We start from the raw sequence: 14723 nt of genomic DNA, 5'->3' as shown, positions 1-14723 counted from the left end.
GAACGCCCGGCGCAACCAGCGGCGGATTGCCGACTTTCCTCCTTCGAGCGCCGCATCCTCGGGCGGCGCGGAAGTCGACTTCGGGGGGAGTCCTTGAAAAAGCACCAGACGAGCGCACCCCTGCCGCTCACCGATACGCTGTCACCGGGTATTCCGCTCGATCAGATCGGTCAGAAACTGGCGTCGTTCTACGATGATCTGGTCACCGAGGGTGTGCCCGAACACCTCGCGGCCCTGGTCCGCCGCGTGCGGCAGAACGAGGGCGACGAGGCCGCCCTGGGCGCGCCGAGCGTCGTGGCGGCCGAGGCCGGTCCGCCGCGTCTCGCGCTCGTCGTGGAGGACGATCCCGAGATCCGCGCGCTCGCCGAGACCCTCTTGGAGGAAACCGAACTCGACGTGGTCGGGTGCGACAGCGCCGAGGCCGCCCTGTCGGTCCTCCAGGCGCGCGGGGGCGACGTCGCCCTCGTCTTCGCCGACGTCCGGCTGGCCGGCGAGATGGACGGCCTCCAGCTCGCCCGCGCGGTGGCGACCCTGTGGCCCCGGGCCCGTCTGGTGATCACCTCGGGCCACGGCATTCCCCGCCCCGAGCTGCCGGCCGAGGCCGTCTTCATCGCCAAGCCGTGGCGCCCCCTCGACGTGCTGGTCGAGGCCGAGCGCGCCGCCGCCGACCCGGCCCCGCCGGTGGTCTGAGGCGTTCCGCGCGGCCGGGCCCGGCCCTTGCATCGCCGGTGACCGCGTCGGCGCGAGCCCGGAGCCTGCGACTTGCCGATCCTCTCCGTCCGCCACCGCACGGTCTACCGGTACCGGCGTCCGGTCGCCTTCGGCGAGCACCGGATCTTGTTCCGGCCGCGCGACAGCTACGATCAGCGGCTGATCGCGGCGACCCTCGACATCGCCCCGGAGCCGGCCGCCCTGCGCTGGCTGTTCGACGTGTTCGGCAACTGCGTGGCGGTCGCGACCTTCGACACCCGCGCCGAGACCCTGACCTTCGACTGCGGCATCACCCTCGACCACACCCCGGAGCACGCGCCGGTCTTCCCCCTGGCGCCGCACGCGACCCACTACCCGTTCGGCTACGGCGCCGAGGACATGCCGGACCTCGCCCGCTCCATCGAGCGGCAATGGCCGGACCCGCGGCACGAGGTCGATGCCTGGGCGCGGAGCTTCCTGCCGCCGCAGGGCCGTATCCCGACGCAGGAGCTGCTGGCCGCGATGACGCGCAGCGTGCGGGCGAACTTCACCTACCTCGCCCGCTCCGAGAAGGGCGTGCAGGACCCGCTCACGACCCTGCGCACGAAGCTCGGTTCGTGCCGGGACTTCGCGGTGCTGATGATGGAGGGCGTCCGGGCGCTCGGCATGGCCGCCCGCTTCGTCTCCGGATACCTCTACAACCCGCGCAACGACCGGGCGCGTCACGTCGGCGGCGGCTCCACCCACGCCTGGCTGCAGGTCTACCTGCCGGGCGCCGGCTGGGTCGAGTTCGACCCGACCAACGGCATCGTGGGCAACCGCGACCTGATCCGCGTGGCGGTGACCCGCGATCCGGCCCAGGCCGTGCCGCTGCACGGCTCCTTCTTCGGCCTCGCCAGCGACGATCTCGGCATGCGCGTCGACGTCGACGTGGTGGAACTGCCTGCCGACGGGCCGGCGGCCCGAACCGTGCAGGGGCCGGAGACGACCCTGGCGCGTTGAGTTCGCGCGCACCCGGACTCGGAACGAGCGTGCGTGGCGACTCCGCGCGGACGGCGACAGAGCAAGGTGGCCCCGATGAAGATCAGGACCGGTTTCGATATCGCTTTCACGCTGTCGCAGCCGACACCGATGATCCTGATGCTGAGCGTCCATCCCTCGCGGATCGACGACGTGCTGACCCCGCACGCGATCGGGTTCGATCCGCCGCTCGAGGCGCGGACGTACCGGGACGGCTTCGACAACATCTGCCACCGCATCGTCGCGCCGCCCGGTCAGCTGACCATCGCGGCCGACTTCACGGTCGAGGATTCGGGCGAGCCCGATCCGGTCGTGCCGGACGCCCGGCAGATCCCGGTCCAGGACCTGCCCGACGACGTCCTGATCTTCCTCCTGGGCTCGCGCTACTGCGACACCGACAAGCTCTCGCAGACCGCGTGGTCCCTGTTCGGCGGCACGCCGGAGGGCTGGGCCCGCGTCCAGGCGATCGTCGACTACACGCACGAGCGGATCCGCTTCGACTATCAGCGCGCCGACGCGACCCGGAGCGCGCACGACGCCTTCATGCAGCGCGAGGGCGTGTGCCGGGACTTCGCGCACCTGGCGATCACCCTGTGCCGGTGCATGAACATCCCGGCCCGCTACGCCACCGGCTACCTCGGCGATATCGGCGTGCCGAAGGACCCGGCGCCGATGGACTTCTCCGCGTGGTTCGAGGTCTTCCTCGAAGGGCCCGAGGGGCCGCGCTGGTACACGTTCGACGCCCGCCACAACCGGCCCCGCATCGGCCGCATCGTCATGGCCCGCGGCCGCGACGCCACCGACTGCGCCATCTCGACGAACTTCGGCTACGCCCACCTCGCGCGCTTCGACGTCCACACGGACGAAGCCCCCTGAGCCGCGCACGCGTTCGTGATATCGCGCACCGCACGGCCAAGCCGGCCTGCGTATTCCGCCGGACAGCAAATTCCGGGCGGAAGTATGGAACTGCTAGCCTATGCTCACGCTTGTAATGGCAAAGGTTATTGCACAGGTAGGCCACTCATGAAGACCACGGTCACCGCACTCGCCGCGCTCCTCGGCGTGTCTGTTCTTGCCGCCACGCCCGTCCTCGCCGCTTCGTCGTACGATCCCTTCGGCACGGATAATGCCGACGAGTACTACTCCGATCAGGGACAGTACGGTTACCAGGGCTCTTACGCCCCGGGCTTCGGCCAGGGCGTGCAGGCCGCGCCGCAGGCGCAGGTCCAGCCGATCCCCCGCGAGATCGTCGCGTTCAACGCGCCCTACGCGCCCGGCACGATCGTGGTCTCCACCGCCGAGCGGCGCCTGTACTACGTGCTCGGCAACGGTGAGGCGATCCGCTACGGCGTCGGCGTCGGCCGTCCGGGCTTTAGCTGGAGCGGCACCAACAAGATCACCGCCAAGCGCGAGTGGCCGTCGTGGACGCCCCCGAAGGCCATGATCGCCCGTCGTCCCGACCTGCCGCGTTACATGGCGGGCGGCATCGAGAACCCCCTCGGCGCCCGGGCCATGTATATCGGCAGCACCGAGTACCGTATCCACGGCTCCAACGAGCCGGACACGATCGGTCAGGCGGTCTCGTCGGGCTGCATCCGGATGACCAACGACGACGTCACCGACCTGTACGAGCGCGTGAAGGTCGGCGCCAAGGTCGTCGTCCTGAACTGAGCGCGCGGCGCGGAATCACCCGCGCCCCTTGCCCGCCTGTGCCGCACGGGCCGCGTCATCCCACCCGGGGGCGCGGCCCGTCGCGTGTGCAGTCGCCTGCGCGGGGCTGCGCCTCAGGGAACGACGCGGCCGACGGCCGTCTGCGGCGGGCTGAACGACGCGATCGGCATGTCGCAGAAGCAGCGCACGCCGAGGGGCCGCGGCCCCGGCAGCGGGCAGGAATACGGCTTCGGGCCGGTGATTCCCTGCTGGACGGCGTCGCAATTGTAGCCGACCGGGGCGCGCTGCGCCCGGCGCGGGACCGGCCGGTAACCGCCGTCGTAGCCCGGATCGTCGTAGTACTGGGCGAAGGCCGCGCTACTCGGAGCGACGGCGGCGAGCGCCAGGGCGGCGACCGCCAGACGGAGAGGTCCACGCAGGCCGGATCGGCCGGAAACAGTGAGGCGCATCCCTGAACCCTTCACTCGGCGCGGACCCAACGCGTCCGCCCGGCGGCTCTCGGCGGCAATACCGGCGAAAACGAGACGGCCCGCCCCCGGATCGGGAGCGGGCCGCGGCCCCGTTCGTCGGTGCGAGCGTCAGTGCGACGCGCGCTCGGCGGCGTCCTGGGCGTTCTGGGCCGTCTGCTTCGCGGCGTCCTGGCCCTGCTCCATGGCCTTGCGGGCCTCGTCGGCACCCTGCTGCATCGCCGACTTGGCGCGCTCGGCGCCCTGCTGCATCGCGCTCTGCGCGAGGCCGCTGAACTCCTTCGCCTGGGCCTGGATGGCGGCGAACTGGCTGCGGACGAACTCGGCCTGGTGCTGCATCGCCTCCTGCATGTCCCGGGAGCGGACGAGCTTCTGGGCGAGGTCGAAGGCCGCGTTCACGTTCTGCTCGGCATACTCGAAGCCGCGCGAGGACGCGTCCAGCGCGTTGGAGCGCGCCAGCTCGGCAGAGCCCTGCACGGTGTCGGCGGTGCGGCGAGCCGCGCCGATGAAGCTGTCGAACGCCTTCCGGGCCTGCTCGACGCTCTTCTCGGCGAAGTCGCGCATCTCGGCCGGAACTTCGTAGTTCGGGGGGTTGCTCATACGTCGTCTCCTCTCTTCATTGGCCTGTGGATGGCGCTTTGTGCGGTGCACAATAACTGATTCGCCGCCATATGCCACCCGCGCTCACGGCGTTAAGGTTGACATAACGTAAACGTGTGACGGTTGCGCCGAGAGTCCAGCGCCGCGGCGCGGGGGAGTTTACAATAGGGCTACGGTCGCGCGCGTTTCTCGGGCAAAGCGGGACCGTTGAGCGTCAGGATCGCGTTAGGGTTCGAGGTCGCGGGCTTTGGAGACGACAGTGACACCGACGGCCGCTGCAGCCCCGCCCGGGCTGGGGACTGCCTTCGCGACCTGGGAGCGCCTGCCCGCGCTGGCGGCCGCTCTGGGCGCGCGCGACGCCGTGCATCTCGTGATCGATCCGTCGGAGGCCCGGATCCTGTCCGCGTCCGAAGCGGCGGCGGGTCTCGTCGCGGTTCTGGACGGCCCGGCCCTCGCCGACCTGACCCGGCAGATCGCGACCGCGGTGGCGGGCGACGCCGCGCCCCGCCTCGCGCGCCTGCGCCTCGATGTCCGCCGGATCGCGCCGCCGGTCCTGTGCTGGCTGGCGCGCGGCGCGCAGGCCGACGGCCGGCCCGCGATCCTCATCGTCCCGACCGCGCCGGTGGCGGCTGGCCGCGCGCGTCCGATCCGCCCGCTCGATCCACCGGTCGACGCGCCCGCCGGGCATCCGGTGGCGGCGCGGGCGCTTCCACAGGAGCCGCAATCGCCTCCGGCGACGCCGCTCCGGCGCGACGACCGCTTCCTCTGGCGCCTCGATGCCGCCGGTGTCCTGACGACCCTCACAGGCCCGGAGGCGCTCGCCGGGCTGGTCGGGCAGCGCTGGCAGGATCTGGCCAAGAGCGGGCGCCTCTCCGGCGCCGACGCCGTGCTGGCGGCCCTGCGCGACCGGCGCACCTTCCGCGGGGAACCGGCGGTCCTCGATGCCGGCACCGGGGCGTTCCGGGTCGACCTGTCCGGAGCCCCGCTCGGGCGGGGCGACGCGGCCTTCTCGGGCTTCGGTGGCTTCGGCCTGATCCGCAGCGCCCCGCCCGGCAGCCCGAGACCGGTCGCGCTGCCGGAGCCGACCCCGGAGCCCATGCCCGAGCGCGTTCCCGAGCCCGTGCCCTCCGCGACGCCGGAGCCGGCAACGTCCGAGGTTGCCAAGCCCGCTGCTGGCCCGGCCGGGACCGGCGACGCCGCGATCCCTGTCGCGATTCCTGTCGCGGTCGACGCGGATCCCGTCGCCGCGCCGCTGTCGAACGACGAGCACGCCGCGTTCCGCGAGATCGCCCGCGCGCTGGGCGCCCGCTACGCCGGTGACGAGGCCGGATCGGGGTCGCCCCGGACCGCGGGAGGGGCGGTGATGCCGTTCCCGGCGCCGCAGGCCGGTCCGGCGGAGACCGGCGCGACCGCCGCGGATCCCGATGTCGAGACCGGGCCGGTGGAGGCCGAGCCGGTCGCCGACGCGCCGCCGTCCCCGGAATCCGATCTCCTCGGCGGATTGCCGGTGCCGGTGCTGGTCCATCGCGACGGAGCGATCGTCGCGACGAACCGCGCCTTCCTCGATCTGACCGGCCACCCCGACCTGCCGAGCCTCGCGCGCCTCGGTCTTCCGGGATTGCTGCCCGGCCTCCCCCCGGCGGAGACGGTCGACCCGTCCGCGCGCCGGACGACCGTCGCGACGGCCGACGGCGGCGCCCGTCCCGTCGAAATCCGGGCCGGCGCCCTCCCCTGGTCGGGCGCGACCGCGACGTGCCTGGTCGTGCGCCCGGTCGAGGACGCCGACATGGCCGACGCCCTCACGGCCGAGCGCCTCGCCCGCGCCGCTGAGACCGAACGGACGGCCAGCGCCGAGGCGACTCTGGACGCGCTGGAAACAAGCGTCGTCACGGTCGACGGGGCCGGGCGCATCGTCGCGCTGAACCGCGCGGCGGCCAGCCTGTTCGGCTGCGATCCGCGCGAGATCGTCGGCAGCAGCTTCGTCACGCTCTTCGACCGGGAGAGCGTCCTGACGGTCGCCGATGCCCTGAGGGGCACTGCCCCGGGGCGGCGGATCGTGCGCATCGACGGCGCTCCGATGTCGTTGACCGTGGCGGCGATGGCGGGCCGGCGCGTGGCCCAGATCGCCCGAGCCGAGGACGAGGCCCTCGCGCGGAGCGCGGAGGGCGGCCCGGAGCCCGCGCCGGGCCGCGCCGATGCCCTCGACCGGCTCGGCTGCGCCGTCCGCGAGCCCGTGTCCGGGATCGTCGACCTGGCCGGCGCGATGCTGAAGGAACCGTTCGGCCCCCTCGGGGACGCGCGCTACCGGGGCTGCCTCGCCGAGATCAAGGCCTCGGGCGAGGCGATGCTGGAGCGCGTCGGGAAGCTCTTGGACCTCGCCGCCGTCGAGGCCGGCGCGCTCCACTTGGAGCCGCGCGCCCTCGACCTCAACGACGTCGTGGCGAGCTGTGTCGCCCAGCTCCAGGCGGAGGCGGCGCGGGGGCGCATCGTGATGCGGACGAGCTTCTCGACCGATATCGGCGACCTGGAGGCCGACGAGCGCTCGGTCAGCCGCGCCGCCAGCTTGGTGATCGAGAACGCGATCCGACGCTCCACGGCCGGCAGCCAGATCATCGTGTCCACCGGGTCCGCCGAGCGGGCGGGGATCGCCGTGCGGGTGCGCGAGACCGGCGCCGGCCACGCGCCGCGGGCGGCAGCGCCGCAGGGCGATGTCGAGGACGGGCTGGCGCTGCCGCGGGCGCTCGTGGAGGCCAATGGCGGGCGCCTGCAGCTCTCCGCCCGACCGGAAGACGGCACGCTCGTGGAGATCATCATGCCCGCGCGGCGGGCGGCCAACGGCTAGGGGTGAGCGCCCCCCACCCCCGCGGGGCGGAAACAGAGGACCGCCGGTGACAGCGGGCTCGGGCGCGCGCGCTTGACAGCGCAGCATCGAAGCCCCAATCAGCCCTTACATTGCGCCCAATCTATTCACGGGAATTGAGCTGCGCAGGAGCGCGCCAAACTGCGATGATATCGTCCTCGTAGATTGGCGGCTACGTTACTTTGGAAGTCCTGGCTGCGCGGCGGAGACCGCGATACGATCGGGCGCCAAAACAGGGATGGGACGCCATGGTAGGCAAGGTGATCGAGGTTCAATCCGCGTGGCGCGAGGGTGCGCACGTGGACGATGCCAAGTACCGGGAGATGTACGCGGCTTCGGTCGCCGATCCCAACGCGTTCTGGGCCGAGCACGGCAAGCGCATCGACTGGATGAAGCCGTTCTCGACGGTGAAGAACACCAGCTTCGAGCCCGGCAAGGTCTCGATCAAGTGGTTCGAGGACGGCAAGACCAACGTCGCCCATAACTGTATCGATCGCCATCTCGAGACCCGCGGCGACCAGACCGCGATCATCTGGGAAGGCGACAACCCCGACGAATCCAAGCACATCACCTACCGCGAGCTGCACGCGCAGGTCTGCCGGATGGCCAACGTCCTGCGCAACCGCGGCGTCGGCAAGGGCGACCGCGTCACGCTCTACATGCCGATGGTCCCGGAGGCCGCCTACGCGATGCTCGCCTGCGCGCGGCTCGGGGCGATCCACGCCATCGTGTTCGGCGGCTTCTCGCCGGATTCCCTCGCCTCGCGCATCCAGGGTTGCGGCTCCAAGGTGGTGATCACCGCCGACGAGGGCCTGCGCGGAGGCCGCAAGGTGCCGCTGAAGGCCAATGTCGACGAGGCGATCAAGCGTCTCGGGACCGACCTCGTCGACCACGTGATCGTCGTGCGCCGCACCGGCGGCAGCGTCGCCATGGAGGCGGGCCGGGACGTCTACTACGACGAGGCCGCCGAGCAGGTGACGGACGAGTGCCCCGCCGTGGCGGTGGAGGCCGAGCACCCGCTCTTCATCCTCTACACCTCCGGCTCGACCGGGCAGCCGAAGGGCGTGGTGCACACCACCGGCGGTTACCTCGTCTACGCGTCGATGACGCACGAGTACGTCTTCGATTACCGCGAAGGCGACGTGTACTGGTGCACCGCCGATGTCGGCTGGGTGACGGGCCACAGCTACATCGTGTACGGGCCGCTCGCGAACGGCGCCACGACGCTGATGTTCGAGGGTATCCCGACCTACCCGTCGACCTCCCGGTTCTGGGAAGTGGTCGACAAGCACAAGGTCAACATCTTCTACACGGCGCCGACCGCGATCCGCTCGCTGATGGGCGGCGGCGAGGGGCCGGTGAAGAAGACCTCGCGGCAATCGCTCCGCGTGCTGGGCTCCGTGGGCGAGCCGATCAACCCGGAAGCCTGGGAGTGGTACTACAACGTCGTCGGCGACCAGCGCTGCTCGATCGTCGACACGTGGTGGCAGACCGAGACCGGCGGCATCCTGATCACCCCGCTGCCGGGTGCCACCGCCCTGAAACCGGGCTCGGCGACCCGGCCGTTCTTCGGCGTGAAGCCCGAGATGGTCGACGCCGAGGGCAAGGTCCTGGAGGGCGCCTGCGAGGGCAATCTCTGCATCGCCGATTCCTGGCCGGGCCAGATGCGCACGGTCTACGGCGACCACGAGCGCTTCGAGCAGACCTACTTCTCGACCTACCCGGGCAAGTACTTCACCGGAGACGGCGCCCGCCGCGATGCGGACGGCTACTACTGGATCACCGGCCGGGTCGACGACGTCATCAACGTCTCGGGCCACCGGATGGGCACCGCCGAGGTCGAGTCGTCCCTGGTCGCCCACCCGAAGGTGGCCGAGGCCGCGGTGGTGGGCTACCCGCACAACGTGAAGGGCCAGGGCATCTACGCCTACGTGACCCTGAACGACGGCGAGGAGGGCGACGACGCCCTGCGCAAGGAGCTCGTAACCTGGGTCCGCAAGGATATCGGGCCGATCGCCTCGCCGGACCTGATCCAGTTCGCGCCCGGCCTGCCCAAGACCCGCTCGGGCAAGATCATGCGCCGGATCCTGCGCAAGATCGCCGAGGACGATTTCAGCTCGCTCGGCGACACCTCGACGCTCGCCGAGCCGGCCGTCGTCGACGACCTGATCGAGAACCGGCAGAACCGGGGCTGATCGCACCCGCGCCGCCCCGGCGGCGCGGGTTCGGACCGGGGCGGGTGCCGGGGCGGCGCCCGCTCCCAACAAGAACCACGAGTCTCAACGCGAAGAACCGGGGGGCCAGAGCAGGCCCTCGCGGGAGGAACACCCATGAGCGGCACGACACTGAACACCCGAGGGCGCGCGGCGCCCCCGGGACCACGCCCACGCGAGACCGCCGCCGATCCGCAGGTCGAGCGGATCGCCCGAACCCCCGAGTTCCAGCAGCTCGTTCACGAGCGCACCCGCTTCGCCTGGATCCTGACGATCTTGATGCTGGTCGTCTATTTCGGCTTCATCGGCCTGATCGCCTTCGACAAGTCGCTCCTCGCCGTGAAGGTCGGCGGCACCGCCTCCCTCGGCCTGTTCGCGGGCGTGTTCGTGATCCTGTTCGCCTTCGCGCTCACGGGGGTCTACGTCGCCCGGGCCAACACGCGCTTCGACGCGCTGAGCGAAGCCCTGAAGCGGAGCGTGGCCCGATGAACCGCCTCCTCCTCGGCCTGACGCTCGCCACGATCGTCGCGAGCGCCGCCTACGCGGCCGGCCCGGATCTCGGTGCCGTCGCGCAATCGGCCACGAACTGGCCGGCCATCCTGATGTTCCTGTTCTTCGTGCTGCTGACGCTCGGCATCACCTACCGGGCGGCCAAGGGCACCAAGTCGGCCGCCGACTTCTACGCGGCGGGCGGCGGCATCTCGGCCGGCACCAACTCGCTGGCGATCGCCGGCGACTACATGTCGGCGGCCTCGTTCCTCGGCATCTCCGGCCTCGTCTACACCTCGGGCTTCGACGGGCTGATCTACTCGACGGGCTTCCTGGTCGGCTGGCCGATCGTGCTGTTCCTGATCGCGGAGCGCCTGCGCAACCTCGGCAAGTTCACCTTCGCCGACGTGGCGAGCTTCCGCCTCGACCAGACCGCGATCCGCATCATCTCGGCGGTGGGCACCCTGGTGGTGGTGGCCTTCTACCTGATCGCCCAGATGGTCGGCGCGGGGAAGCTGATCCAGCTTCTGTTCGGCCTGCCCTACCTCTACGCGGTGATCATCGTCGGCGTCCTGATGATCGTCTACGTCGCCTTCGGCGGCATGAAGGCGACCACCTGGGTGCAGGTGATCAAGGCCTGCCTGCTGCTCGGCGGCGCGACCTTCATGGCCGGCGCGGTTCTGTACAAGTACGGCTTCAACCCGGAATCGCTGTTCGCCAGCGCCGTTCAGGTCCACCCGAAGGGCGACGCGATCATGGCGCCGGGCGGTCTGGTGTCGAACCCGGTCGAGGCGATCTCGCTCGGCGTCGGCCTGATGTTCGGCACCGCCGGCCTGCCGCACATCCTCATGCGGTTCTTCACGGTCTCGGACGCCCAGGCCGCCCGCAAGTCGGTGTTCTACGCCACCGGCCTGATCGGCTACTTCTACATCCTGACCTTCATCATCGGCTTCGGCGGCATCGCGCTGCTGATGTCGGACCCGGTCTACTTCAAGCTCGGGCCGGCCGGCGCCTTCGACAAGCTGAAGGACATGATCGGCGGCACCAACATGGTGGCGGTGAACCTCGCCAACGCGGTGGGCGGGCCGTACTTCCTCGGCTTCATCTCCGCGGTGGCCTTCGCGACGATCCTCGCGGTCGTCGCCGGGCTCACGCTCGCCGGGGCCTCGGCGATCAGCCACGACCTCTACGCCCAGGTGATCGCTCGCGGGCGCACCACCGAGAAGCACGAGGTCAACCTGTCGAAGATCTCGGCGGTGGTGATCGGGATCGTGGCGATCTACCTCGGCTACGTGTTCGAGAACCAGAACGTCGCCTTCATGGTCGGCCTCGCCTTCGCGGTGGCGGCGAGCTGCAACTTCCCGGTGCTGGCCATGTCGATCCTGTGGCGCGGCACCACCACCTGGGGCGCGCTCGCCGGCGGCCTCGTCGGCCTGCTCGCGGCGGTCATCATGGTGGTGCTGTCGAAGGCCGTATGGGTGACCACGCTGGGCAATCCCGCCCCGCTCTTCCCCTACGACAACCCGGCGCTGTTCTCGATGCCGCTGGCCTTCGCGACGATCTGGATCGTGTCTCTCGTGGACAAGTCCCGCCGGGCCCAGCGCGAGCGGGCCGCCTTCGAGGCGCAGTACGTGCGCTCCGAGACCGGCATCGGAGCGGCCGGCGCGCACGCGCACTGACGGCCTTCCGAAGCGTCGAACTGGCGGAGGGCGCGGCGCGAGCCGCGCCCTTCGTCGTTCCGGTGACAACTGCGTACGCGCCCATGTTGATGAAGGTCTTCACAATCGCTTTACCGGTTGACCGCCCCGATCGGTGCGATAACGCATAGGTGATCTGCGCCGTGCGCAGAACCGCCCGGGAATCGGGCCGGTGAGCGGGCGATCCGTGTCGCGGGCCGCCCAAATGCGTCTGGGAGGACCTGTTTCATGGCTGTGGCAACCGCGAGTGCGCGGACAGGGGACGCCGCGAGGCCGATGACGTCGGCCGAGAAGCGGGTGATCTTCGCGTCCTCGCTCGGCACCGTGTTCGAGTGGTACGATTTCTATCTCTACGGCTCGCTGGCGGCGATCATCGGCGCGCAATTCTTCTCGGCTTACCCGCCGGCCACGCGCGACATCTTCGCCCTGCTGGCCTTCGCGGCCGGCTTCATAGTCCGCCCGTTCGGCGCCCTCGTGTTCGGCCGCGTCGGCGACCTCGTCGGCCGCAAGTACACCTTCCTCGTCACGATCCTGATCATGGGTCTGTCGACCTTCATCGTCGGCATCCTGCCCAACGCGGCGACCATCGGCATCGCGGCCCCGATCATCCTGATCGTCCTGCGCCTCGCCCAGGGGCTCGCGCTCGGCGGCGAGTACGGCGGCGCGGCGACCTACGTGGCCGAGCACGCCCCCAACGGCCGGCGGGGCTTCTACACGAGCTGGATCCAGACGACCGCGACCCTGGGCCTGTTCCTGTCGCTGATGGTGATCCTGGCGACCCGGACCATCACCGGCGAGGCCGCCTTCGCCGAGTGGGGCTGGCGCATCCCGTTCCTGGTCTCGGTGCTGCTGCTCGGCATCTCGGTCTGGATCCGCCTCCAGCTCTCCGAATCGCCGGCCTTCCAGAAGATGAAGGAGGAGGGCAAGACCTCCAAGGCGCCGCTCACCGAGGCGTTCGGCCAGTGGCGGAACGCGAAATTCGCGATCATCGCCCTGTTCGGGCTCGTCGCCGGCCAGGGCGTGGTTTGGTACACGGGCCAGTTCTACGCGCTGTTCTTCCTGCAATCGATCCTGAAGGTCGACGGCTACACGGCCAACCTGCTGATCGCGTGGTCGCTGCTCTTCGGCACCGGATTCTTCGTGGTCTTCGGCTGGCTGTCCGACAAGATCGGCCGCAAGGTCATCATCCTGGCGGGCTGCGCGATCGCGGCGGCGACGTTCTTCCCGATCTTCAAGGGGATCACCTCGACGGCCAACCCGAAGCTCGAGGCGGCGATCGAGAACGTGAAGGTGACGGTGACGGCCGATCCGGCCGCCTGCGGAACCCTGTTCAACCCGGTCGGGACCCGGGTGTTCACCCAGCCCTGCGACCTCGCCCGCGACTTCCTGTCGAAGTCGTCGGTCCGCTACTCGACCGCCCCCGGCGCGGCCGGCCAGCCCACCACGATCCGGGTCAACGACACCGAGATCCCGTACCCGCAGGGCGGCAACGTCGAGGCCAACAAGGCCACGACCGCCGCGCTGCAGGCCGCGGGCTACCCGAAGGCCGGCGACCCCGAGATCGTCAAGATGTCGAACCCGTTCGACATCTTCCGGCCGCAGGTCGCGCAGGTGATCGGCCTGCTGTTCATCCTCGTGCTCTTCGTCACGATGGTCTACGGCCCGATCGCCGCCATGCTGGTGGAGCTGTTCCCGACCCGGATCCGCTACACCTCGATGTCGCTGCCCTACCATATCGGCAACGGCTGGTTCGGCGGCCTCCTGCCGGCGACCGCCTTCGCCATGGTGGCCCAGACCGGCGACATCTATTTCGGCCTCTGGTACCCGATCGTCATCGCGGTCGCGACAGTGATCATCGGCGTGTTCTTCGTGCCGGAGACCAAGGATCGCGACATCTTCGCCGACACCTGATCGGCGCGAGCCGGCCGGACCGAGGTCCGGCGCGTGTCAAAAACGCCCAGGCAGCTCACGCTGCCTGGGCGTTCTCGTTCGCACGGCACGACGCGGCCGTCCCCCTTGTGTCGAGCCTGCAACGCGGCGGCGAAATAGCGACCCGTGCGGTTCCTCACGGATTGCGTTTCGTCTGATCCTATACGGATGTGTCAAGTATCGAGGCCCGGCGGAAACAGGCCTCCACCGACCGGATCCGGAGCGTCGATTGTCCTGATTCAAACTTTTGATGTTGCGAGAGGCGACTTATTGCAACTGCAAGTAATCTGACCGGCGACCCTGAGCTCATCGAGGGCGCGCCCGTCACCCGAGCCTGGACAAGATTTAACCTGCCGACAATCGGCCCGGTGGAACCCGATGCGGTACGAGCCCGTATCGGCTTTCCCTCCGCACCGGGCCCCTGGGATATCGAACGTGAACACCGTCCTGACACTTCTGCGCAGTCAGCCCGGCACGAAGCCACCGCTTCTCCTTGTGATTACCTGGTCCCTCGTCGCTGCTGGGCTCTGGATCCTGATCAACGGGTACGCCGGACGGCTGGTCTGGTGGTGGTGATGCGCCTCACCGCCCCCGATCGCTCTCGGGGTATCCGGTGAGATAGGCGCCGAGGAGATACCCCGCCTGATGCGCGGTGAGATATCCCAACACGATCAGGACGCGCAGCAGGTCGATCCCGTAGACCGACACGAAGATCGTCGTGGCGGTGAACAGGATCACCGACGAGGTCAGGGCGAGGATGATCACCGAGTAGGATCGGCCGAGAAGCCATCCCACGAGAAACAACAGCGCTGCGACCACCATCTCGTCACTCGACCCGGAGCTGTTCCAGGAAGTTCTCCACGCGAGCTTCCGGCGCATTTCCCCGCGATGATGGCGTGCGGCCGAGAAAATTTCAACCCGCGGCGCAGACACCGCGCATATTCGACAAGTTTGGAATATTACACCCGCAATGTTGCACCAAAGATAGTTTTCCCGGACGCCGACCATTCATTGCCGAGCTTGGTCGAGCACCGCGTCTGTTCACGGCAATGCTGGGCAGAAGCGCCCGCTCGGCAAACAATCGACC

12 protein-coding genes are annotated in these 14723 nt (G+C 69.8%); 9 read left to right on the top strand and 3 right to left on the bottom strand.

Translation table 11 applies throughout. The features are described 5' to 3' along the window. Positions 1-93: 93 nt before the first annotated feature. The 4 genes from BMY19_RS02590 (at position 94) to BMY19_RS02575 (ending at position 3381) form a co-directional block, all read left to right on the top strand. Positions 94-690, top strand: coding sequence for a NepR family anti-sigma factor (locus BMY19_RS02590; RefSeq protein ID WP_020092876.1), 597 nt, complete (start codon positions 94-96; stop codon positions 688-690). A 72-nt stretch (positions 691-762) separates the two neighbouring features. Continuing rightward, a complete protein-coding gene (locus tag BMY19_RS02585) occupies positions 763-1692 on the top strand; it encodes a transglutaminase family protein (protein WP_100250766.1) in 930 nt (309 codons plus the stop codon). A gap of 75 nt (positions 1693-1767) precedes the next feature. Next, positions 1768-2586, top strand: a complete 819-nt coding sequence (locus tag BMY19_RS02580) for a transglutaminase-like domain-containing protein (protein WP_042672245.1) — start codon at positions 1768-1770, stop codon at positions 2584-2586. Positions 2587-2733: 147 nt separating this feature from the next. Beyond that, on the top strand, positions 2734-3381 hold the full coding sequence (locus BMY19_RS02575) for a L,D-transpeptidase (RefSeq protein WP_100250765.1): 648 nt from the start codon (positions 2734-2736) through the stop codon (positions 3379-3381). 113 nt (positions 3382-3494) lie between these two features. Here BMY19_RS02575 and BMY19_RS02570 read toward each other — a convergent pair whose 3' ends face one another. Together BMY19_RS02570 and BMY19_RS02565 are read right to left on the bottom strand one after the other, a co-directional pair. Further along, complete coding sequence (locus tag BMY19_RS02570) at positions 3495-3830, bottom strand: hypothetical protein (protein ID WP_020092880.1); 336 nt, start codon at positions 3828-3830, stop codon at positions 3495-3497. Between the two features lie 129 nt (positions 3831-3959). Beyond that, entirely contained in the window at positions 3960-4448 is a 489-nt protein-coding gene (locus tag BMY19_RS02565) for a phasin (RefSeq protein ID WP_012322487.1), read from the bottom strand. Positions 4449-4707: 259 nt separating this feature from the next. Here BMY19_RS02565 and BMY19_RS02560 point away from each other — a divergent pair, with 259 nt between their 5' ends. From BMY19_RS02560 to BMY19_RS02540, 5 genes are all read left to right on the top strand, one after another. After that, entirely contained in the window at positions 4708-7290 is a 2583-nt protein-coding gene (locus tag BMY19_RS02560; RefSeq protein WP_244534812.1) for a sensor histidine kinase, read from the top strand. A gap of 266 nt (positions 7291-7556) precedes the next feature. Continuing rightward, positions 7557-9503: an acetate--CoA ligase gene (acs, locus tag BMY19_RS02555; protein WP_020092882.1), complete on the top strand. Its 1947-nt coding sequence runs from the start codon at positions 7557-7559 to the stop codon at positions 9501-9503. 135 nt (positions 9504-9638) lie between these two features. After that, a complete protein-coding gene (locus tag BMY19_RS02550) occupies positions 9639-10010 on the top strand; it encodes a DUF485 domain-containing protein (protein WP_020092883.1) in 372 nt (123 codons plus the stop codon). Beyond that, the gene (locus tag BMY19_RS02545; protein ID WP_100250763.1) at positions 10007-11689 is read left to right on the top strand and encodes a cation acetate symporter; all 1683 of its coding nucleotides are present in this window, start codon (positions 10007-10009) and stop codon (positions 11687-11689) included. Before BMY19_RS02550 ends, BMY19_RS02545 begins: the two co-directional genes overlap by 4 nt. A 294-nt stretch (positions 11690-11983) precedes the next feature. Continuing rightward, a complete protein-coding gene (locus tag BMY19_RS02540) occupies positions 11984-13618 on the top strand; it encodes an MFS transporter (protein ID WP_020092885.1) in 1635 nt (544 codons plus the stop codon). Positions 13619-14218: 600 nt separating this feature from the next. Here BMY19_RS02540 and BMY19_RS02535 read toward each other — a convergent pair. Further along, positions 14219-14458, bottom strand: coding sequence for a hypothetical protein (locus BMY19_RS02535; protein WP_020092886.1), 240 nt, complete (start codon positions 14456-14458; stop codon positions 14219-14221). Positions 14459-14723: the final 265 nt, after the last annotated feature.

Origin of the sequence: Methylobacterium sp. UNC300MFChir4.1 (genome assembly GCF_900110155.1) — a bacterium.
GTDB lineage: Bacteria > Pseudomonadota > Alphaproteobacteria > Rhizobiales > Beijerinckiaceae > Methylobacterium.
The sequence above is the reverse complement of the archived record's forward strand: the minus strand, read 5'-3'. Positions and strand labels throughout refer to the sequence as shown.

What these genes read in the sequence shown, in the direction of transcription:
- BMY19_RS02580 (WP_042672245.1), top strand. Translation starts at nt 1,768, where the DNA reads ATGAAGATCAGGACCGGTTTCGATATCGCTTTCACGCTGTCGCAGCCG.
- BMY19_RS02575 (WP_100250765.1), top strand. Translation starts at nt 2,734, where the DNA reads ATGAAGACCACGGTCACCGCACTCGCCGCGCTCCTCGGCGTGTCTGTT.
- BMY19_RS02570 (WP_020092880.1), bottom strand. Translation starts at nt 3,830, where the DNA reads ATGCGCCTCACTGTTTCCGGCCGATCCGGCCTGCGTGGACCTCTCCGT.
- BMY19_RS02565 (WP_012322487.1), bottom strand. Translation starts at nt 4,448, where the DNA reads ATGAGCAACCCCCCGAACTACGAAGTTCCGGCCGAGATGCGCGACTTC.
- acs (WP_020092882.1), top strand. Translation starts at nt 7,557, where the DNA reads ATGGTAGGCAAGGTGATCGAGGTTCAATCCGCGTGGCGCGAGGGTGCG.
- BMY19_RS02550 (WP_020092883.1), top strand. Translation starts at nt 9,639, where the DNA reads ATGAGCGGCACGACACTGAACACCCGAGGGCGCGCGGCGCCCCCGGGA.
- BMY19_RS02545 (WP_100250763.1), top strand. Translation starts at nt 10,007, where the DNA reads ATGAACCGCCTCCTCCTCGGCCTGACGCTCGCCACGATCGTCGCGAGC.
- BMY19_RS02540 (WP_020092885.1), top strand. Translation starts at nt 11,984, where the DNA reads ATGACGTCGGCCGAGAAGCGGGTGATCTTCGCGTCCTCGCTCGGCACC.
- BMY19_RS02535 (WP_020092886.1), bottom strand. Translation starts at nt 14,458, where the DNA reads ATGGTGGTCGCAGCGCTGTTGTTTCTCGTGGGATGGCTTCTCGGCCGA.